At 69.0% G+C, this 20,136-nt stretch carries 19 protein-coding genes, 2 pseudogenes and 1 riboswitch; of the genes and pseudogenes, 9 read left to right on the top strand and 12 right to left on the bottom strand.

Going from position 1 to position 20,136, the window contains the following annotated elements; genetic code table 11:
- Nucleotides 1-57: 57 nt before the first annotated feature.
- Entirely contained in the window at nt 58-1,092 is a 1,035-nt protein-coding gene (locus ACGFIF_RS12405; protein ID WP_393154328.1) for a phosphotransferase family protein, read from the bottom strand.
- Nucleotides 1,093-1,427: 335 nt separating this feature from the next.
- Here ACGFIF_RS12405 and ACGFIF_RS12400 point away from each other — a divergent pair, with 335 nt between their 5' ends.
- Nucleotides 1,428-2,255, top strand: a complete 828-nt coding sequence (locus tag ACGFIF_RS12400; RefSeq protein ID WP_393154327.1) for a phosphotransferase — start codon at nt 1,428-1,430, stop codon at nt 2,253-2,255.
- Entirely contained in the window at nt 2,252-2,374 is a 123-nt protein-coding gene (locus ACGFIF_RS12395; protein ID WP_393154326.1) for a hypothetical protein, read from the top strand. Before ACGFIF_RS12400 ends, ACGFIF_RS12395 begins: the two co-directional genes overlap by 4 nt.
- A gap of 672 nt (nt 2,375-3,046) precedes the next feature.
- Here the strand turns inward: ACGFIF_RS12395 and ACGFIF_RS12390 are convergent.
- The 8 genes from ACGFIF_RS12390 to ACGFIF_RS12355 all read right to left on the bottom strand — a co-directional run bounded on the left by ACGFIF_RS12390 (nt 3,047) and on the right by ACGFIF_RS12355 (nt 10,474).
- Nucleotides 3,047-3,637, bottom strand: coding sequence for a dihydrofolate reductase family protein (locus tag ACGFIF_RS12390; protein ID WP_393154325.1), 591 nt, complete (start codon nt 3,635-3,637; stop codon nt 3,047-3,049).
- Nucleotides 3,638-3,890: 253 nt separating this feature from the next.
- Nucleotides 3,891-4,919 (bottom strand): zinc-dependent alcohol dehydrogenase family protein, encoded by a 1,029-nt coding sequence (locus ACGFIF_RS12385; protein WP_393154324.1) that lies wholly within the window; start codon nt 4,917-4,919, stop codon nt 3,891-3,893.
- 13 nt (nt 4,920-4,932) lie between these two features.
- A complete protein-coding gene (locus ACGFIF_RS12380; RefSeq protein ID WP_393154323.1) occupies nt 4,933-5,313 on the bottom strand; it encodes a VOC family protein in 381 nt (126 codons plus the stop codon).
- A 50-nt stretch (nt 5,314-5,363) separates the two neighbouring features.
- Nucleotides 5,364-5,639 carry a ubiquitin-like small modifier protein 1 gene (locus ACGFIF_RS12375; protein WP_393154322.1) on the bottom strand — a complete coding sequence of 92 codons (276 nt, stop codon included), beginning with the start codon at nt 5,637-5,639 and terminating at the stop codon, nt 5,364-5,366.
- Complete coding sequence (gene thrC / locus ACGFIF_RS12370; protein WP_393154321.1) at nt 5,636-6,904, bottom strand: threonine synthase; 1,269 nt, start codon at nt 6,902-6,904, stop codon at nt 5,636-5,638. Before thrC ends, ACGFIF_RS12375 begins: the two co-directional genes overlap by 4 nt.
- Before the next feature lie 10 nt (nt 6,905-6,914).
- A riboswitch (SAM riboswitch) is annotated at nt 6,915-7,055 on the bottom strand.
- Nucleotides 7,056-7,120: 65 nt separating this feature from the next.
- The gene (locus tag ACGFIF_RS12365; protein WP_393154320.1) at nt 7,121-8,083 is read right to left on the bottom strand and encodes a GlxA family transcriptional regulator; all 963 of its coding nucleotides are present in this window, start codon (nt 8,081-8,083) and stop codon (nt 7,121-7,123) included.
- A 157-nt stretch (nt 8,084-8,240) separates the two neighbouring features.
- On the bottom strand, nt 8,241-9,488 hold the full coding sequence (locus ACGFIF_RS12360) for a cation:proton antiporter (protein WP_393154319.1): 1,248 nt from the start codon (nt 9,486-9,488) through the stop codon (nt 8,241-8,243).
- Nucleotides 9,489-9,520: 32 nt separating this feature from the next.
- Complete coding sequence (locus ACGFIF_RS12355; RefSeq protein ID WP_393154318.1) at nt 9,521-10,474, bottom strand: DNA-3-methyladenine glycosylase family protein; 954 nt, start codon at nt 10,472-10,474, stop codon at nt 9,521-9,523.
- A 45-nt stretch (nt 10,475-10,519) separates the two neighbouring features.
- On the opposite strand from ACGFIF_RS12355, the gene ACGFIF_RS12350 reads away from it, so the two are divergent.
- Nucleotides 10,520-10,987, top strand: a complete 468-nt coding sequence (locus ACGFIF_RS12350) for a hypothetical protein (protein ID WP_393154317.1) — start codon at nt 10,520-10,522, stop codon at nt 10,985-10,987.
- Here ACGFIF_RS12350 and otsB read toward each other — a convergent pair.
- The 3 genes from otsB to ACGFIF_RS12335 are packed head-to-tail and all read right to left on the bottom strand — an operon-like array spanning nt 10,953 to nt 12,708.
- A complete protein-coding gene (gene otsB / locus ACGFIF_RS12345) occupies nt 10,953-11,786 on the bottom strand; it encodes a trehalose-phosphatase (protein ID WP_393154316.1) in 834 nt (277 codons plus the stop codon). The genes ACGFIF_RS12350 and otsB overlap by 35 nt on opposite strands.
- A complete protein-coding gene (locus ACGFIF_RS12340; RefSeq protein ID WP_393154315.1) occupies nt 11,783-12,397 on the bottom strand; it encodes a LytR C-terminal domain-containing protein in 615 nt (204 codons plus the stop codon). Before ACGFIF_RS12340 ends, otsB begins: the two co-directional genes overlap by 4 nt.
- Before the next feature lie 2 nt (nt 12,398-12,399).
- Nucleotides 12,400-12,708: a DUF3263 domain-containing protein gene (locus tag ACGFIF_RS12335; RefSeq protein ID WP_393154314.1), complete on the bottom strand. Its 309-nt coding sequence runs from the start codon at nt 12,706-12,708 to the stop codon at nt 12,400-12,402.
- 181 nt (nt 12,709-12,889) lie between these two features.
- Here ACGFIF_RS12335 and ACGFIF_RS12330 point away from each other — a divergent pair, with 181 nt between their 5' ends.
- The 6 genes and pseudogenes from ACGFIF_RS12330 to ACGFIF_RS12305 all read left to right on the top strand — a co-directional run bounded on the left by ACGFIF_RS12330 (nt 12,890) and on the right by ACGFIF_RS12305 (nt 20,111).
- Nucleotides 12,890-14,293 carry an amidase gene (locus ACGFIF_RS12330; RefSeq protein ID WP_393154313.1) on the top strand — a complete coding sequence of 468 codons (1,404 nt, stop codon included), beginning with the start codon at nt 12,890-12,892 and terminating at the stop codon, nt 14,291-14,293.
- Nucleotides 14,284-15,285 (top strand): Gfo/Idh/MocA family protein, encoded by a 1,002-nt coding sequence (locus ACGFIF_RS12325; protein WP_393154312.1) that lies wholly within the window; start codon nt 14,284-14,286, stop codon nt 15,283-15,285. The genes ACGFIF_RS12330 and ACGFIF_RS12325 overlap by 10 nt, the downstream gene beginning before the upstream one ends.
- Before the next feature lie 6 nt (nt 15,286-15,291).
- Complete coding sequence (locus ACGFIF_RS12320; RefSeq protein WP_393154311.1) at nt 15,292-16,689, top strand: trehalose-6-phosphate synthase; 1,398 nt, start codon at nt 15,292-15,294, stop codon at nt 16,687-16,689.
- Nucleotides 16,676-18,130 carry an FGGY family carbohydrate kinase gene (locus tag ACGFIF_RS12315; RefSeq protein WP_393154310.1) on the top strand — a complete coding sequence of 485 codons (1,455 nt, stop codon included), beginning with the start codon at nt 16,676-16,678 and terminating at the stop codon, nt 18,128-18,130. Before ACGFIF_RS12320 ends, ACGFIF_RS12315 begins: the two co-directional genes overlap by 14 nt.
- Before the next feature lie 75 nt (nt 18,131-18,205).
- Nucleotides 18,206-19,387 (top strand): annotated as a pseudogene (locus ACGFIF_RS12310) (sensor histidine kinase); the annotation flags it as partial.
- A 25-nt stretch (nt 19,388-19,412) separates the two neighbouring features.
- Nucleotides 19,413-20,111: pseudogene (locus ACGFIF_RS12305) on the top strand (response regulator).
- The last annotated feature ends 25 nt before the right edge of the window (nt 20,112-20,136 follow it).

Genomic DNA, 20,136 nt, shown 5'->3' with positions numbered 1-20,136 from the left:
GCCAAGACCGGTGCGGTTGGTTGGTGGTCCGCCCCATTGACCGGCCACCGGCGGCTACTACCAGACGAGTCCATCTAGATGGTTATGGCCGGAAAGCAGGCGAGCGATGCGGTCCTGCGCCGCTTCGCGTATGTCAGGCTGGGGGTGGTGTGCGTAGAGCGCGAGCTCCCCGTACATGTCATAGAAGTTCAACCGCTCGCGCAGATGCTCGCGCTCGAACAGCTCCGGATACGCGCCGTGCAGCCATCCGGGGACCTCTGTGAGTGTGGTCTCGTCGAGCCCTTGTTCGTCGGGTGTGGGTGGGAACCCTCGCGCCTTCGCGCACCAGCGCAGGATGGTATCGAGCTCGACATCCGCTGGCTGAGCCAACGCCTCCGCGAAGTCGATAAGACCGGTGACGCGTCCTTGGTCGACGATCACGTTGGATCCATGTAAATCACCATGGACGAGGACGGGTTCGTCGGCGGCGAACAACGCCAGCCGCTCCTGGATCCAATCGGCGACGTCCGCGAGCAGGCGCGAGTCATGACTGGGCAGTCGCCGGGCAGCCTCGACCTGCTGGAGCGTCGCGCTCACTACGGGTGGGTGGAACGCAGGCCACGGCTTGCCGGCGAGCGCGTCGGCCAGCCAGGGCGGCAGCAGGTCGGCCGGGACAGGAACGCGGTGAAGTGCGCGCAACGCAGCGCCGAGGCTTTCGATCATTGCTTGGCGCGTGTGCGAGTCCGCCGCCGGCCATGCGTCGTACAGGGTTCGGCCGGGCAGGCGTTCGGAGATGTACCACGGCCCGTCCGGGCCGTCGCCGTAGGCGAGGTGTCGGGCGTGTGGGACCTCGCTGCCGGCGAGCAGGTTGACGACTGTAGCCTCGTGGCGATACGCGTCGCGGAACTGTCCGTTGTTGTTCAGTCGTACGACGTAATCGGCGCCGACCCACACGCGGCTGACCCAGCCGGCCTTTGGAAGAAAGCGCCCGGTTGCTGGCAGACCAGCGGCCGCCAGCGTCCTCCGCAGCGCCGGATCGGTAGCCCAGGCGAGAGTCTCCACGGAGGGCCGACGCTGCCTGAACCCGCCATCCCTCCAGTCGCCGTCGGTCATGAGCGCGAGCCTATTCGTCAGGGGCCCTGCGGCGATACGGGTTTTCTAACTAACCCGCCGCCGGAAGAGGCAGGTGACCCGTGCAATACGTCCCTAGCGGCTTTCGCCGGTGATAACAGCTGTTATCACACATCAATCCACGGGAATTGCATCTAATGCAAGGACTCCCGCTCCTGAGCGATTCCGGCATCTGCGCAGGTCATCCCTGAAGGAGCGGGGCCGGTCAAGTGTTGCTTGTGACCGTGTTTCTGCTTCTTCGCTGGGTTTGGGACGCGCCGAAGTGAGGCGACCGGTGCTGGTGCCGGGGCATCGATGATGCCTGCTATACCTAGGGCGTGACAGCTGCCGAAACGCCTGTGATCGCCGGGACGGTCGGATCGCTGCTCGGCAAGACTGCGGCGGCCTGGCGTGCACCTGAGTTCGGGCTGTCGGCTGCGGACCGGCTCGTCGTCACGTTCAGCGATGGCAGCGCCGCGTTTGTCAAAGGGGCGACGACCGAAGAGACTGCGGGCTGGCTGCGCAACGAGCACCGGATCCTCGATCACCTGCGAGGCACCAGCCTCTCCCCCGAGGTTCTCGGCTGGCAGGACGACGGCACCGGACAGCCGTTGCTGGTGACGGAGGATCTGTCCGCCGCCTACTGGCCTGCGGCCGGCGCCGAGAATCCGGGCGGCGGCACGTCGACGGTCTGGCGACCCGGCGACATCGACGTTCTCCGCCGCACGCTCGACCGTTTGCGCCGAGCGCCGCTCCCTGCCGAGCTGCCGCGGACGCCCAGCTGGCCGGGACCACAGTGGCCGCGTGTTATCGAGCTGGCCGACCGGCTTGTCGATGTCGGTGTCGTCATCCCCGGCTGGCTCGAGGCGAATGCCGAGACCCTAACCACCGTCGACGCGGAGGCGGACACCGCCCTCGAGCTCGGTGCATACCTGGTGCACGGCGACGTCCGCAGCGACAACGTGTGCATCCTCAGCAACGCCGGCGAGCGCGAAGTTCGCCTCGTCGACTGGTCGCACGCCGGCGCCGGCCACGAGTTGCACGACCTCGTGCAGCTGCTCCCCACGCTTCACCTGGAGGGTGGCCGCCGCCGTGGCAGGTGTGCACCGAACCCGCACCCCTCATCGCGAGGCTTGCAGGGCCGTCGCTGCAGCGCGCCTGCGTGAGCGAGCAGCCAGACTGGCTCCGTCGCGTGTTCATCGACCTCGCGTCGATCAACCTGAAGTGGCTGGCAGCGACCCTCGGGCTGCCACTGCCCGTGCCGGATCAACACACGCCCGGTTGACCAAGGCGCTCCAGGGGTCTCCGGCAGTACACAAGACCAGCGCTGAACCGAGTGGCGGGCTACGGGGCAGCCGCACCAACTCCACGAACCGTCGGCCGGCCGGGCGACAAAGTATCCGTCGAGGGAGGGTTCGTGGACGCAGCTGAGGCGATTGCTGTCTCATGCACAGGCGACGAGCGGGTATTCGTGGCCGCCAAGTTCTCCCGCGCTTAACGAGCTCGCCCGAGGCGGAATGTCCTCGGGACACAACTCTATTCGACACGTTGGGAGTAGGCGTTATCGGAACCTGCGCTATTCCGCCTCGTCGCTGGCAATGGCCCTTATCGCAGGAGTCCGACCGCAGGGAGGCCTGGAGTCCGGGTGGTTGCCGGCTCCTACCGACCTCCTGGTCGGCGGGCCTGCATGAGTGCCCCGGCCACACGGGTCTTCTCGGTCAAGAGCGTCCAGGAATGTTCATGTGCGTCCGGGTCAAGCATCTGCGATCGAACAGCCATCTGGTCACCCCGGTCCGAGAAGGTGCGAGGTTCGAGGACGGCCGGCTCGTTGAATGGCTAGGCGACGCAGGAGGTGATGCGCAAACCCCGCAACAAGGGCGGCCATGGGACTGGTCGGCGTGTCGGTCACAGGTAGGTCCGGATCAGGTTGGCTGCTTGACGGGGCGCAGGGACGGAATCAGACATGCAGGGTGGGGCGGTAGATGAGCTCCTGGATGTGGCCGTCGAGAGTCCGGCTCTCGAGCAACTCGAGGTCGAAGTCGGCCGCGCCCTGGAAGATCGGGTCGACTCCGGTCTGGCCGGTGATCACCGGGAAGACCGTCACCTGGACGCGGTCGACCAGGCCGGCGGCCATCAGGGCCCGGTTCAGCGACAGGCTGCCGTGCGAGCGCAACGGCACCTCGGACTCTTCCTTGAGCCGGGCGACGGCCTCGACGGCGTCGCCGCGCGCGAGGGTCGCGTCCGGCCAGTCGAAGGGTTCTTGCAGGGTGCTCGACACGATGGTTGCGGGCAGCTCCCTCATCCGGGTGACCCACGGGTCATGGATCTCGGACTCCTCGGGGCTCGAGACCAGCATCTGCGCGTGTGCCCGGTAGGTGTTGGCTCCGAAGACCATTCGCTGCTCCTCCTCGTACAAGGCGAGGCGGCGGTCGAGAAACTCGGGGCCTTGCTTGCCCCAATAGCCGCCCAACTTGCCGCCCCAGTGGCCGCTGTGGGCGCCGAAGCCGTCGAGGCTGGAGAAGACGTCGAAGGTATATGTAGCGGTCATGGTGTTCTCCTCGAGTACGGTGCGGCGCCCCCCGTGGGCGGCCGCTTACCCCTGCTACGAACACCTCGGGCCCGATCCGACACCGACTGCCCGGGTTTCTTTCGAGCACATTCCGGTACGCCGGTCGCGACTGGGCGGTCAACCGCGGCGACGCAGGAGCCGCAGACGCGGGCGACAGCCCGCAAGGAGGGCCGGGCGGGTGGGAGCGCGCGGAGTGGACGCGACGAAGGAGCGGCCGCGTGGCACGCGTGGGCTAAACCGGTGGGCGGATGACAGTGACGCCGGCGGGGGTGCCCTGGGAGAGGGCGGCGAGGGCGGTTGGGGTTTCGTCGAGGGTGATCGTGCGGGTGATCAGGTCGGCCGGTCTTAGGTTGCCGTTGGCAACGAGGTTGAGCATTTCCGAATACGCGTGGGCGGGCATGCCGTGGCTGCCCAGCCATTCCAGTTCCTGGCCGATCAGGCGGCCGACGTCGAGCTGGACGCCGGACGGGAGGAGGCCGACCTGGAGGTGGCGGCCGCGGGGGCGGAGGGCGAGTAGGGACTGCTGGACGATTTCGTTGGAGCCGAGGGCGTCCATCGTCACGTGGGCTCCCCCGCGGGTCAGGTCGCGGATGTCGTCAACGGTGGTCGGGGAGGCTTGCAGCACCACGGACGCGCCGTAATCGCGGGCCAGCTTCAAAGCCTCCGGATTGGTGTCGACGGCGAGGACCTCAGCGCCAAGCGACGCGGCGATCATCACCGCAGACAGGCCGACTCCGCCGCAGCCGAAGATCACCACGTTCTCGTCCGCGGTGACGCGGCCGACCTGGCGCACGGCGCGGAACGACGTCGCGAACCGGCAACCCAGGCCGGCTGCCGTGTCGAAGGACAAGTCGTCGGGCAGCCGCACCAGATTCACGGATGCGTAGGGCACAGCGACGTACTCGGCGAAAGAACCCCAGTAGTTGAACCCGGGTTGCAACTGGTTAGGGCAGACCTGCTGGTTGCCCTCGAGGCACTGCTCGCACTCGCCACACGCGCAGATGAACGGCGTGGTGACGCGATCGCCGACCTGCCAGCCCTCGACGCCGGCACCGACCGCGGCGATCGTCCCGGCCAGCTCATGACCCGGCACGTGCGGCAGCACGATGTCCGAGTCGTGCCCCATCCACCCGTGCCAGTCACTGCGGCACAGGCCGGTGGCCTCGACCTTCAGGACGACACCACCGTCCGCCGGCTCAGGCTGCGGAACCTCCTGTACGACGGGCAGAACGCCGAACTGCTCGACTACGACAGCACGCATCCCGGCATCGTAGTCAGCCGACGCAGAACTCGTTGCCCTCCGGGTCGAGCATCACGATGTGGCCGAGCTGGTCGCCGTAGAAATCCTCGCGCACCTGGGTCGCGCCGAGTGTGATCAGCTCGGACGCCTTCCGGCGCATCCGGTCCGCGGACGCGGCGTCGCGCATCCCCGGACCGGCCACCCGGATGTCGATGTGCAGCCGGTTCTTCGCCGTCTTGGGCTCGGGGACGCGGAGGAAGCTGATCGCCGGGGCGACATCGTCGGGGTCGACGATCGACGCTCCGTCCGGGTCGTCGTACCCGGGCTCCAGGATGTAGCCGAGGGCCGCGGCCCAGAACTCCGCCAGCCGCTGTGGGTCGCTGGCGTCCCCGCCGATGGTCCACTTCGTCGCCATGTGAGCGGCGCTAGCGCCCGTTCCGGACGATCCACGCCCGGATCAGCGAATCAGCCGCCTGCGACCGCGGGGATGATCGAGACCTCGCCGCCGTCCTTGATCGACGTCTGCAGGCCCTCGGCGAAGCGGACGTCGTCGTTGTCGACGTACACGTTCACGAAACGGCGCAGTTCGCCGGACTCGTCCAGCACGCGGGCCTTGATGCCCGGGTACGAGCTGTCCAGCGACTCGAGCACCTCGCTCAGCGTCGCCCCCTCGGCGCTGACCGAGGAGGCACCCTGGGTGTAGGGGCGCAGGATGGTCGGGACCCGGACACTCACGCTCACTGCAGGCCTGCCTTCACGAAGGCGTCGTACGACGCGGGAATGGTCACCTTGGGGCCGACCCGGTCGGCCACGGCGTCGAGCGTCTTCAGCCCGTCGCCGGAGTTGATGATCACCGTCTCGGCCTCGGGGTCGAGCTGTCCGGTCGCGATCAGCTTCTTCAGCGTCGCGACGGTCACCCCGCCCGCGGTCTCGGTGAAGATGCCCTCGGTCCGGGCCAGTAGCTGGATGCCCTCGACCACTTCCTCGTCTGTGACGTCCTCGATCGCGCCGCCGGTACGACGGGCCACGTCCAGGACGTACGGTCCGTCCGCCGGGTTGCCGATCGCCAGCGACTTCGCGATGGTGTCCGGCTTCACCGGCTTCACCACGTCGTACCCGTCCCGGAAGGCCTGCGCGACCGGCGAGCAGCCGGTGGCCTGGGCGCCGTACACCTTGTAGTCGGTCGCGTCGACCAGGCCGAGCTTGCCCAGCTCGGTGAAGCCCTTGTCGATCTTGGTCAGCTGCGAACCGGAGGCGACCGGGATGACGATCTGCTGCGGCAGCCGCCAGCCGAGCTGCTCGGCGATCTCGAAGGCGAGCGTCTTGGAGCCCTCGGAGTAGTACGGCCGGACGTTGACGTTGACGAACGCCCAGCCCTCCTCCTCGCCGGCGATCTCGGAGGCCAGCTTGTTCACGTCGTCGTAGTTGCCCTCGACGGCGACCAGTGTGCCGCCGTACACGGCGGTGGTGATCACCTTGGGGCGCTCGAGGTCGTGCGGGATGAACACGACCGAGCGGATGCCGGCCCGGGCGGCGGCAGCGGCCACGGCGTTGGCCAGGTTGCCGGTGGAGGGGCAGGCGAAGACCTTCATGCCGAGCTCGCGGGTGGCGCTCAAGGCACTCGCTACGACACGGTCCTTGAAGGAGTGCGTCGGGTTGCCGGAGTCGTCCTTCACCCAGAGCTTCCGCAGGCCCAGCTCGCGGGCCAGGTTGCCGGCGTCGATCAGCCGGGTGTAGCCGGGTTCGGTGTTCGGGTAGCTGGCCACGTCGACGGGGACGGGCAGCAGCGGCTGGTAGCGCCAGATGTTCTTGGGGCCGGCCTCGATCTGCTCGCGGGTGATGGCCGGGTACTCGTACCCGACCTCGAGCGGACCGAAGCACTCGGTACAGGCGTAGAACGGTCCGAGTGGCGACTTCGCCCCACAGGCGCGACAGCTCAGGTGCGTACCGTTGCCGAAGGCACCTTCACGGATGGTGTGGGTGGTCGAGTCGGCGGTCAGGCTCATGGAGGTTCCCTCCTCATCTTCCCCGGACACCGGATCTCGGCGCGGGACGGATTTGGCACCGTTCCGCCGCGAGGGCCCCGGACTGGGACCTCAACGGGGAGGGTTGCCGGGACTTCAACGGGCCGTTTCCCTCAGTCCCTCTGGATGAGCTCCCCCGAGGTTACCCAATCGGGTCCATATTGTGTCTTCGGTTCCCACCATTCGAGACAGCCGATCTCAGCCGTGCCGGGCCCGGAAGGTCCGCCGGTACGCCGAGGGCGAGGTGTGCAACTGCTTGGCGAAGTGGTGACGCAGCGTGACCGGGGTGGCAAACCCGGCGGCCAGCGCAATCTCCTCCACCGGCGCGTCACCGGTCTCCAGCATGGTCAGGGCGGCCTGGATCCGCTGGGCGATCAGCCATTTGCCCGGCGTCGTCCCGGTCGCCTTCACGAAGTGACGCAGGTACGTCCGCGGCGACAGCCCGGCCTGCTTGGCCAGGTCGGGTACGCCGATCGGCTCGGCGAGATGTTCGAGCGCCCAGCCGAGGCTCCGGGCGACGGAGGCGTCGTCGGGGTCCGGCGGCACCGGGGATTCGATGTACTGCGCCTGGCCGCCGGATCGATACGGCTGGATCACCAGTCGGCGGGCGACCGCGTTCGCCACGGCCGCGCCGTAGTCCTTGCGGACCAGATGCATGGCCAGATCCAGACCGGCCGCACAACCGGCACTCGTGAGTACGTCGCCTTCGTCGGTGTACAGCGGCTCTGGATCCACGACGATCTTGGGGTAGAGCTCGCTCAAGAGGTCGGCGTACCGCCAATGGGTGGTGGCGCGGCGGCCGTCGAGCAGGCCGGCTGCGGCGAGTGCGAACGCTCCTGAGCAGATCGAGACGATCCGCGCGCCGCGGCGGTGCGCCTTCTGCAGGGCGGCGATCAGTTCGGGCGAGGTCTCGCCGGACGGGTCCGCGACGCTCGGGACGACGACCGTGTCCGCGGCCGCGAATTCCTCCAGGCCGTGCGGGCTGCTCAGCGTGGCGCCGCCGAGGACGCGGATCGGCTCCGGCGTCTCGGTACAGACCTTCAGCTCGTACCAGGGCTGGTCGATATCCGGCCAGGCCAGCCCGAACACCTCGATCACGATGCCCGCTTCGAAGGCCGTCATCCCGTCGTACGCGAGGACTGACACTGTGCGCTGACCCATGTGTCATTATCTTAGCGATAGTCGTCGTACGCGCCACTTCTACGGTCGGCCCGATCCTCGGACGATGGAGTCATGTTCCAGGGATTGAAGGACTTCGCAGCAGGGATCCACGCCGCCGCGGCCGTCCGTCACGGTGTCCAGCCGCCGGCCCAAGCGCTCACGAAGGCTGGTCGCGGCGGACGTCGAGCATCCGCATCAGAGGCGTCGCCGCAACGCCGTGAACAACCACGCTCAGCACGACGGTGAAGCCGACGGTCGCCCACAGCCACGGCAGGTCGGTGCTGAAGTCGGCACCGGCGTACGCGAGATAGAACACCGACCCGACACCCCTGATCCCGAACGCCGCGGTCACCCACCGCTCCGAGCGCCGCAGCGGTGTCCGGGCCAAGGCGACATAGGCGGTCAACGGACGGATCACCAGCACCAGCAGGAGCCCGATCGCGGCGCCGGCGAGGGTCAGCGGCGCTAGCAGCCCGGCCGTGATCGCCACCCCGAGCAGCAGCAGGATCCCCCAGGTGAGGATGTGCTCGAGCTGCTCGATGAACCCGTGCAAATCCTCGTGGAAGTCGTGGTTTCGCTCGGCCGCACGCAGGACCAGCGCCGCGACGAACACCGAGACGAAGCCGTAGCCGTGCAGCACCTGGGCAAGACCGTAGACGCCCAGCGTCATCGCGAGGGCCAGCACGGGTTCACGCGAGTCGGCCAGGCGGAAGGTGCGCGAGGGCGCGGAGAACGCCATCTTGCCGAGCAACCAGCCGACGCCCGCACCGACGGCGACACCGATCACGGTCCGGCCGATCAGGTCCCAGGCGAACCACTCCAGCGCCCAGTTGCCCACCGCGCCTTTGGTCGCGGCGAACACAGCGGCGTACACGAAGGGAAAGGCCAGGCCGTCGTTCAGGCCCGCCTCTGAGGTGAGTGCAAAGCGGACCTCGTCGTCTTCCTCCGGCTCGGCGCCCGCACCGGTCGTCGGCCCCTGCACTTGGACGTCCGAGGCCAGCACCGGATCGGTTGGGGCCAAGACGGCGCCGAGCAGCAGAGCGGTCGCAGGCGCCAGACCGAGCAGCCAGCCGACGCCGGCGACGGCTGCGATGGCTGCAGGCATGGCGACCAGCAGCAGGCGCCAGGTCACCTTCCAACGGGTCCACCCGATCGGCCGGTCGATGGCCAGGCCGACACCCATCAAGGCGACCAGGATCGTCAGCTCGGCGAAGTGCTTGGTGAGCTCGGGTTCGACGATCGGGCTGAGCCGGGAGCGGTCCACGGCCAGGCCGAGCAACAGGCCGGCGCCGACGAACCCGATCGGCGCGGAGACGGCGTACCGGCGAAGCAGGCGAGGCAGGACGGCACCCAGCAGGAGGGCCAGCCCCGCGACAAGATAGAGGCCGTCCCCGTCAATCGTCATGGTGAGACACAGGTTCCCAGATTCGGGCGGATCTACCGGAGACGGTGGGTTGCTCCGGGCGTGTGGGTGGGCAGTGCCTTGCGCGGGCCGTAGCGCGGGTGACCGACACCGGTCAGCTCGAGGAGGCGCTGGACGCGGAAGCGGTGGCCGCGGTACGGCTCGATGAGTTCGGCGCAGCCGTCGTCGTCGAGCTCCTCGCCGATCAGGGCGTACGAGACGTTGCGGGACACGTGATAGTCCGCGAACGAGAACGCATCCGCGTCACCGTGCGCCCGTTGCCGCACCTCGGCGGCCGTCCACACTCCGACGCCGGGCAGCGATCGCAGCCGCCGTTCGATCTCGGCCGAGTCGGTCAACTCCAGCGTCCGCTCCAACGCCTTGGCCCGCGTCGCCGCCGTGATGACGACCTTCGATCGCCGGCCTTCCACTCCGGCCCGCAACCACTGCCAGGAGGGGATCAGTCGCCACTCCTCCGGCGATGGCGGGACCATCATGATGCGCCCGTCCGGCGGCTGCGGTCCTGGCGCCGGTTCGCCGTACTCGCGCAGAATCACCCGCCACGCCCGGAACGCTTCCTTGCCGGTGACAACCTGCTCGATCCCCGCGGCCGCCATCGCCTCGAACACAGCCCGCGTCCGCGGCACCCGCACATGCGGGAACCGCCGTGCCGCATCCACCAGCGCCCGGTGCTCCGGCAACGGCTCGAACCCGTCCCAGCTGTCCGCCTCCCCCAGCAACTCCGGCACCCCGTCCAGCGCCCACCCGGCGCCAGGCCCCCACGCCTCCGCCTCGACTTCCCCGTTCGAGGGGTACGGCGTCAGCCGCAACAGCACCGGCCCGTCCGGCGTCCGCGTAGCCCGCCACACACTCCGCCGCACCGGATCGAACACATACGCCGGATCCCCCGGCCCCTTCCGCAACCCCCCGATCACCGAATGCGGATCCACCACCCGCCCAGCCCGCCAAACCCGCACTCCCGAACTCACCCGCCAAGTCTTACTCACCCCACGGACAGAACCGCATACTGAGGCATGAGCGGGTGGCAGTGGGTGAAGGTGGTGGGGAACTTTCTGAACCTGTCGACGGTCGTCGGACTGCTGGTCGGGGTGATCGGGCGGGCTCGGTTCAGTTGGGGGCCTCGGGGGTTGGTGTTCGCGAACGGGTACAAGGTGAAGTTCCCGGTGGCGGGGGCGTTCACGGTCGGGAACGTGGTGCTCAGCAAGCACGAGCGGGCGTACTTCGACGACGAGGCGCTGGTGCGGCACGAGGAGCGGCACTCGTGGCAGTACTTCTTCCTGATCGGGCTGCTGATGTGGCCGTTCTACGTCGTGGGGGTCGTCATCTCGTGGTTGCTCACCGGCGACCCGGCGTCGCGGAACCCGTTCGAGAGGCTCGCCGGTCTCAAGGACGGCGGGTATGTCGAACGGCCGATCCAGTCGTTCGGTCAGACGCTGACGCAGACGTTCAGCGGGCGGCGATCGCGTCCGAAAGCGCAGTGAGCACGGTCACCACGCCGGTCGGGTCGTCCACCACGATGTCCGCGGCCTCGATCAGCTCGGTCGCGTTCGACGAGCGGGTGGCCAGCAGGACGGCGCGCAGACCGGCCTTGCGCTGCTCCTCGATCGCCCGGTACGCCGCCAGGTCGCCGAGGTCATCACCGGCGTACAGGATCGACTGGGCGCCGGTGGACTCGATCAGGCGGCGCAGAGCGACCCCCTTGTCGATACCCGGCGGCCGCAGCTCCAGCACCAGGTTGCCCGGCTCCAGCCGTAGCTCTGTCGACTCGGCCAGCTCCGTCAGCGGCGTACGCAGCCGCTCGAACGCACCGACCGGATCGGCCAGCCGGCGGGTGTGAACCGCGAGCGAGCTCTCCTTGTCCTCCACGAAGGCATCCGGGACCCCGAGCTCCTGCAGCAATCCGGGAAGCCTGGAGCGCGCTTCGGCGACCCCAGCCGGCACCGGGTCGCTCGTCACCTTCCCGGTCGCGGCCTCCCACCGCTCCAGCCCGTAGTGCCCCAGTACGACGAGACGCCCGAGACCAGGGTGGCCGGTGACACCGGTGAGCTCGGTGGCGACCAGGGCCGGGCGTCCGGTGACGATCGCGACCTGGCTCACCGAGCCGGCCAGCCGGGCCAGCGCGTCGAGCGCACCCTCCACCGGGCGGGAACGGGCCGGGTCCTCGACCAGTGGCGACAGGACGCCGTCGAAGTCCGTCGAGATCACCGCGGTGGCCGGGTCGGCGACGATCGCCTCCCAGCCGTCTCGACCGGCTTCGGTCTGGATGGTCGGCGTACTCATCCGGTGTAGTCCGAGGTGAGGATCACGGTGAGGCGGTCCTTCTTCATGTTGTCCAGCGCGCCCTTGGTCCGGCCGACACCGATGTCACGGGCGAGCTGGTTGGCGGCGGCGAGCATGCCCGGCGGGTAGTACACGGTGCTGCCGGCGATCTTGCCATGCCAGTTGTCGGCACCGGCCACGGTCCAGCCGGCCTGCCGCGCGCGGCCCGCGACCGAGTCGGCCAGGCCCTTGCGCGCGGTGTTGTTGTAGACCTCGACCGCCGGACGCTGGGCCACCGGGATGGTGGTCGGTTGCGTTGCCGGCGGCTGAGTGGCGGGCGGCGCCGTGGTCGGCTCGCTCGAAGGCTCGGTGGTCGGATCGCTGGTGGGCGCCGTCGTCGGCTGGGCGGGAGGAGTCGGTGTGGGTGTCGGCCGGGGCACACTGGCGCCGACCGTCGACGGACCACCGGTCGGTTTCGGCGACGGCGTACTCGTACCGGCCGCCTCGTCCGCGGTGCTGTCGTCGCCCCGGGTGCCGAACAGCACCAGCAGGCCGGCGACGATCGCGACGACGGCGAGCACTGCGACGAGGGACGAGAGGACCTGTCCCCTGTCGTCCTTCGGGCGAGGCATCTTCAGACCTCGATACCCAAGCGGCGTGCGGAGCGGGCTCGCTGCCGGGCGGCGCGCAATCGGCGCAGCCGTTTCACCAGCAGCGGGTCGTGAGCAAGCGCCTCGGGCCGGTCGATCAGCGCGTTCAGCACCTGGTAGTACCGGGTCGCGGACATCTGGAACTGGTCCCGGACCGCCTGCTCCTTGGCGCCGGCGTACTTCCACCAGTGCCGCTCGAAGGCGAGGATGGCGCCGTCACGCTCGGAGAGTCCGGCGACGGCCGGCGGCGCAGCTTCGGCGGGGCCGGGAGAGCTGGCGTTGGCGCTGTCCATCTGCTGGTGACTCCTGTGCGGTCGGTGATCGTCCGTCCGCGCTCCACTGTACGTGCTGAACAACAGCCATGTCATTCACCGGTGATACGACACGGAACGTGTCGTCAGGCGGACTCCCGGACGCGCCCACTCTGGCAGGATCGAGGGGGTGAGCTCAACTCTCTCCGACCGGAGTGGTGGGGTGGGGAAGCAATTCCAGGCGGTGGCGCTGGTGGAAGAGCTGCAGGCCAGGAGCCGTGAGGTGGACCCGCTGGTCAACGCCATCTGCACTCCCAATCCCGCCGCTCTCACCCATGCCGCCCAACTCGACACCGAGCGTGACGAAGGCCGGATCCGTGGCCCGCTGCACGGCGTCCCGGTTCTGGTCAAGGACAACATCGACACCGCCGATCTGCCGACCACAGCCGGCTCGCTGGCGTTGGCCGACCAGCCACCACCGCTGGAGGACGCTCCCTTGGTACGGCGCCTGCGTGAGGCCGGCTGCGTCGTCCTCGGCAAGACCAACCTGAGTGAGTGGGCCAACTTCCGCGGCTCGGCGTCCTCCTCCGGCTGGAGCGCGTACGGCGGCCTGACCCGCAACCCGTACGCGTTGAACCGCTCTGCCGGCGGCTCCTCGAGTGGATCGGGTGCAGCGGTCGCCGCAGGACTCGCGGACTACGCCATCGGTACCGAGACCAACGGATCGATCGTGTGTCCCGCCTCACTCAACGGCATCGTCGGTCTGAAGCCCACAGTGGGGCTGATCCCGCAGCGGGGCATCGTGCCGATCTCCCACTCGCAGGACACCGCCGGGCCGATGACCCGGACGGTCACCCAGGCCGCAGCCCTGCTGACCGTGATGACCGGCGGAGGCATCGACTACACCGAGCACTGCCGTGGTACGGACCTCAGCAACGTGCGTATCGGCGTACCGCGGGGACCGCTGTGGGGTTACTCCCCCGGGCTCGATCAGGCCACCGAGCGCGCCCTGGGCATCCTCAGCGCGTGTGGAGCCACGCTGGTCGACCACCTGTCGCTCCCGACCCCTGGCGGCGACGAGGACCAGCTACAGGTGCTCGCACACGAGCTGAAGGTCGACCTGGCGGCGTACCTCGCCACCCGCGCACCAGGCGGTCCGCGGACGCTGGACGACCTGATCGCGTTCAACGAGGCGCATGCGGACGTCGAGCTCCAGTGGTTCGGCCAGGAGCTGTTCGAGCGGGCTGCGGCCACCGAGGGCCTCAATTCCCCGATCTACGTTGCTTCCCGGCTGACCGCGCTCCGGGCCGGCCGGGACGGTATCGACGACCTGCTCCGGGACAACCAGCTGGATGCTCTGGTCACCCCGTCGTACTCCCCGACCTGGACCATCGACCTGGTCAACGGCGACCACGTGCTCGGCAGCTCGTCCTCCCATGCCGCCCTGGCGGGCTATCCGCTGCTGTCCGTGCCGTCCGGACTGGTCGCCGGACTGCCGGTCGGGATCACCTTCAGCGGTACCAGCCGGAGTGACGCCACGCTCATTCGCTTGGCTCACGCCTTCGAAACCGCGAGAATCACAGCAGACGGACCGTTCCCGACCCCGGAGTTCACACAGTGGGTGTAGATCGCGTCAGGTGGGGCATCGTTGCTACTGGCAACATCTCCACGTCGTTCACGAGGGATCTGAAGCTCCTGCCCGACGACGCCGTGGTGACCGCCGTCGCGTCCCGTTCCCAGGCCAACGCCGACCGGTTCGCCGCCGAGTTCGGCATCGAGCACGCGTACGACGACTATCGCCGGCTGATCGAATCCGGCACGGTCGACGTGATCTACATCGGGACACCACACCCCCAGCACTACGCGGTCGCCCGGGCCGCCCTGCAGGCCGGGATCGCGGTTCTGTGCGAGAAGCCGGTCACGCTGACCGCCAAGCAGGCGCGGGACCTGATCGCGGTCGCAGCCGAGCACAAGACCCTGTTCGCCGAGGCGATGTGGATGCGGACCAACCCCGTCATCCAGGCCTTCTTCGCCGAGCTGGCCACCGGCGTGATCGGGGAGCCGCAGCAGGTCGTCGCGGACTTCGCCTTCCACAAGCCGTCGCTGCCCGCCCGCCTGCTCGACCCCGCGCTGGGCGGCGGTTCGCTGATGGACGGCGGCATCTACCCAATGACGTTCACCTACATGGCACTGGGCCGCCCAGCCGAGGTGAAGGCGGTCGGCTCTCTCAACGAGGACGGCGTCGACCTGAACGTGGCGATGGCCTGGCGATACGACTCCGGCGCGGTTGCCGCGCTGACCTGCGGCCTGCGGTCGCAGAACCCGTGGACAGCCGCGGTGAGCGGTCCGGACGGCAGCCTGTTGCTCCCGCACCGCTTCCACCATCCTGAGTACTACGTCCGTAGTACGGCGTCCGGTCAGGAGCGGATCGACGTACCGGTGCATGGCATTGGGTACCACTATGAGGCGGGGGACGTGATGCGTGCGCTGCGCGAGGGACTCGTCGAGGTTCCGTCACTGCCGCATGCCGCGACGATCGAGATCCTCGAGCTGCTCGACGAGACCCGTAGACAGATCGGGGTCAGGTACCCCGGTGACGACGAAGACCTGGGTGGATAACAGCAGATGCCGAACGGACGTAGTTCCTTCGTAGTGGTGGCCAATCGCCTTCCCGTCGACCGGATCGAGATGCCCGACGGCAGTACTGCGTGGCGGCGGAGCCCCGGCGGGCTCGTGACCGCACTGGCACCGGTGATGCAGGGTCACCACGGTGCCTGGATCGGCTGGACCGGCAGCGCCGACGAGAAGGTCGATCCCTTTGACAACGACGGCATGCACCTGGTCCCGGTGATGCTGTCCGCCGAGGACGTCCAGCTGTACTACGAGGGTTTCTCGAACGCGACGCTGTGGCCGCTGTACCACGACGTGATCGTGGCGCCGGAGTTCCATCGGGAGTGGTGGGAGTCGTACGTCGCGGTGAACCGGCGGTTCGCCGAGGCCGCCGCGGAGGCCGCCGACGACAACGCCGACGTGTGGGTGCACGACTACCAGTTGCAGCTGGTCCCGGCGATGCTGCGCCGGCTGCGTCCCGACGTACGGATCGGGTTCTTCCTGCACATCCCGTTCCCGCCGACCGAGCTGTTCGCGCAGATGCCGTGGCGGCGGCAGATCCTGGACGGGCTGATGGGTGCGGACCTGGTCGGCTTCCAGAGACCCGGAGCCGCGTCGAACTTCGCCCGGCTGGCGCGCAACCGGATGGGCTTGCGCACCCGCGGCGACCGGATCCATCTGCCCGACGACCGGATCGTCCGGGCCAAGGCGTTCCCGATCTCGATCGACGTCGGCGAGCTGGAGACCCTGGCCCGCCAGCAGGAGACCGAGGTCCGCGCCGCGGAGATCCGACGGGAGGTCGGCAACCCGGCCCACATCCTGCTCGGCGTGGACCGGCTCGACTACACCAAGGGCATCCGGCAGCGGATGCGCGCGTTCGGCGAGTTGCTGGACGAGAAGCGGGTCTCGGTCGACGACGCGGTGTTCGTGCAGGTGGCGACCCCGTCACGCGAGCGGGTCGAGCAGTACCGCGTCCTGCGGGACGAGATCGAGCTGCTGGTCGGCCGGATCAACGGTGAGCACGGCCGCATCGGTACGCCGGCCATCAACTACCTGCACACGTCGTACTCGCGGACCGAGATGGCCGCCCTGTTCCGGGCCGCCGACGTGGCCGTGGTGACACCGTTGCGCGACGGCATGAACCTGGTCGCCAAGGAGTACGTCGCCTGCCGGTACGACGACACCGGCGCGCTGGTGCTGAGCGAGTTCGCCGGCGCCGCCGACGAGTTCCGGCAGGCGTTCCTGGTGAACCCGCACGACATCAACGGGATGAAGGACACCATCGTCGACGCGATGAACACCGACGACCGTCAGCTCGGCCGCCGGATGAAGGCGATGCGCAAGCACCTGGCCGCGCACGACGTGAACGTCTGGGCCGCCAGCTTCCTGAAGGCGCTGCATGACGAAGACTGACGACGACCGGGGCGGTGGGGCGGGGCCGCAAGGACACCGCGTTCTCGCACTCGATCTCGGGACGTCGTCCGCCCGCGCGCTGGTGCTGTCCGCCGCCGACGCCACCCCGGTCCCGGGAGCGTTGGCGCGGTACAAGATCTCGCCGACCTACGCGACCGGCGGCTCGGCGACGCTGGACCTGCACGAGTACGTCGAAGGGCTGCTCGGCTGCCTGGACGAGTTGCAGCAGAACGGCCATCTCGACGACATCGGCGCGATCGTGCTGTCCTCGCAGTGGCACTCGATCGTTGCCCTCGACAACAAGGGCCTGGCGCTGACGCCGGTGATCACCTGGGCGGACACGCGGTCGGTCGAGCTGGACCTCGGGTCGTCGTTCGACGAGCACGCGTTCCACGCCCGGACGGGGTCCTGGCTGCACCGGCTCTACTGGACCCGGCGGATCCCGTGGCTGCTGTCCGAAGGGTCGCCGGCCGGCTTCGCGGGTCTGCCGGACCTCGTGCTCGAGCGGCTCACCGGCGAGCGGGTCACGTCGGTGTCGATCGCGTCCGGGACCGGCACGCTCGACCTGGCTCGCGGTGTGTACGACGAGGAGGCGCTGGAGATCGCCGGCGCCAAGGCGGAGTGGTTGCCGCAGATCGTTCCGACCGGGTGGACCGGCTCGTTGTCGGCGGAGTTCGCTCGCCGGTGGCCCGGGCTGGTCGGCGTACCGGTGTATCCGCCGACAGGTGACGGCGCCGCGTCGAACGTCGGGACCGGCGGGTACGACGAGACGACGGCAGCAGTGACGGTGGGGACGTCGGCCGCCGTACGAGTGGTGCATCCGATCGCTGACGCGCCCGAGTTGCCGTGGGAGTTGTGGCGGTACCGGGTCGACGACGAGCGTGCGGTGACCGGGATGGCGTTCTCGGCGGCGGGGAATCTGCATGCGTGGCTGACCGGCGTACTGCAACTGACCTCCGACGAGCCGACCGACGTCGAGATCGGGTCGTCGCGAGTGATCGCGATCCCGTTCCAGGCGGGGACACGGCCGCCGGCGACCGTACCGAGCGGGTCGGGGGTGTACTTCGGGCTGTCGTTCGACGACACCGGCGACGACCTGCTGGCTGCCTCTTTGCAAGGCGCATCGCTCGAGATCGATCGTGGGCTCCGGATGCTGGATGCGCTGTTCGGCCGTGAGCTTTCGGTGGTGCTGGGCGGTGGCGGGATCGACGCGTCCGCCTGGTGGCGCCGCTGTCTCACCGCGACCTTCGCCCGGCCGACGACGGTCTGCGCGGAGGCCGAGGTCGGTGCGCGCGGCGCCGCGGCCGTGGCGCTCGGTCTGTCACCCGACCCGGGTGGCGAGCACCTGAAGCCGGTCGACGCGGAGGTGGAGCGGGTCGCGGCCCTGCGGCCCCGCTACGCAGCCGTTCGAGAGCTCGCCGTCCAAGCCTCGGCTCACTGATACCGCGTTCGCAGTACGCCGGGGATACGGTCGAAGGACGACGCGGCTCGCCGACCGGACACGTACTGTGAGCTCATGGGCGCGTTCTCGCGATGGTGCCGGGACCTGCGGGTACACCCGGTGCTGCTGGACTGCGGCCTCGCGCTCGTCATCCTGCTGCTCAACATGATCGTGCTGGGCCAGCGCCGCCATGGACAGGTCGAGCTGACCGTGTCCGGCGCGTCGCTGGTCATCGCGGCCGCGGTGGCCATGGTGTTCCGGCGCCGGGCTCCGGTCCTGGCGCTCGGACTGACCACGATCTGCGGAGTCACCTTCACGATCACCCAGCAGGCGAAGAGTCCGATCGGGCTGTTCATGGCGTGCTCGGCGTACATGGTGGTGCTGCAGACGGACCGGCGTACCCGGGCGGCGGCGATCGTGTCCGTGGTCGCCGCCACTGTAGTCGCGGCGGCGGTCTACACCGACGGTGAGCTGTTCGCGAACCTGGTCAACGGCCTGGTGGTGCTGTTCGGGGCTGCGATCGGTGAGGCGACGCGGTACCGGCGTGCCTACCTGCAGGAGTTGGAGGAACGGGCGATGCGCGCTGAGCAGTCCCGTGAGGAGGAGGCGCAGCGGCGGGTGATCGAGGAGCGGTTGCGGATCGCGCACGAGCTGCACGACGTGATCGCTCACCACATCGCGCTGATGAACGTCCAGTCCGGGGTCGCCGCGCACGTGCTGCGCACCCAGCCGGAGGAGGCCGAGCGGGCGCTCGGTCTGGTCCGAGAAGGCGGCCGGACGGTCCTGCAGGAGCTCACCGTCCTGCTCGGCGTACTCCGACGATCCGGTACGTCGTTGCCGACCGCCCCTACACCGTCATTGCACGAAGTGGGTGCCCTGGTCGACTCGTTCGCAGCCGCCGGGGTCAAGGTCGACTGGCAACTGCCGGACTCACTCGGCCCACTCCCCGACGTGATCGAACTGACGGCGTACCGCATCGTGCAGGAGTCCCTCACCAACGTCCTCAAACACGCCCCGGGCGCCGCCGCCCGTATCCGCCTGTCCCGCCGGCCGGGAGCCCTGACCATCGACATCACCGACACCGGCCGGGTGCCCGGCCGAGGTGCGGGAGCTGCTCCCGCCCCCACGCAGCCCGGCTCGCCACTCCCGGTCGGTGCCGGCCACGGTCTGCTGGGAATGCGCGAGCGCGTGTCCGCAGTAGGCGGGGAGTTGAGGACCGGGCCGGAGCCGGGTGGCGGGTTCGGTGTGCATGCTGTTCTTCCTCTCGAGACGGGAGTCGTAGGTGACGATCCGGGTGCTGCTGGCCGACGACCAGACGCTGATTCGCAGCGGGTTCCGGGTGCTGGTGAACTCAGCACCCGATTTGTAGGTCGTTGCTGAGGCGTCGAACGGCCGGGAGGCGGTCGAGCTGGCCCGGAGCGAGCGGGCCGACGTGATCCTGATGGACATCCGGATGCCGGAGGTCGACGGGCTCGCGGCGACCCGGTTGATCACCGCGGACGAGGCGCTGGCCGGGGTGAAGGTGCTGATCCTGACCACGTTCGAGGTGGACGAGTACGTCTTCGAGGCGATCCGGTCCGGAGCCAGCGGGTTCCTCGGCAAGAGTGTCGAGCCGGCCGAGTTGATCAGCGCGATCCGGGTGGTCGCCCGCGGCGACGCGCTGCTCTCGCCGAAGGCGGTCCGTGGCCTGATGAACCGCTTCCTGGCCGAGCCCCGGATCGGCCAGGACGTCGGCCCGTCCGCCCTGGACGTCCTCACCGACCGGGAGCGCGAGATCGTCAGCCTGGTCGCGCTCGGGCTGACGAACGACGAGATCGCCGTACGGCTGGTGCTGTCGCCCTCGACCGCGAAGACGCACGTCAACCGCGCGATGGTGAAACTCGACTGCCGCGACCGCGCGCAACTGGTCGTGATCGCCTACCAGACCGGCCTAGTGCGTCCCGGTACGACGCTGCCGGCCGACGTACCGCAGACGCAGTAGCTCGTACGGCGTCCGCAGTACGTCG

It is taken from the genome of Kribbella sp. NPDC049174 (assembly GCF_043197365.1).
Classification (GTDB): domain Bacteria; phylum Actinomycetota; class Actinomycetes; order Propionibacteriales; family Kribbellaceae; genus Kribbella.
The sequence above is the reverse complement of the archived record's forward strand: the minus strand, read 5'-3'. Positions and strand labels throughout refer to the sequence as shown.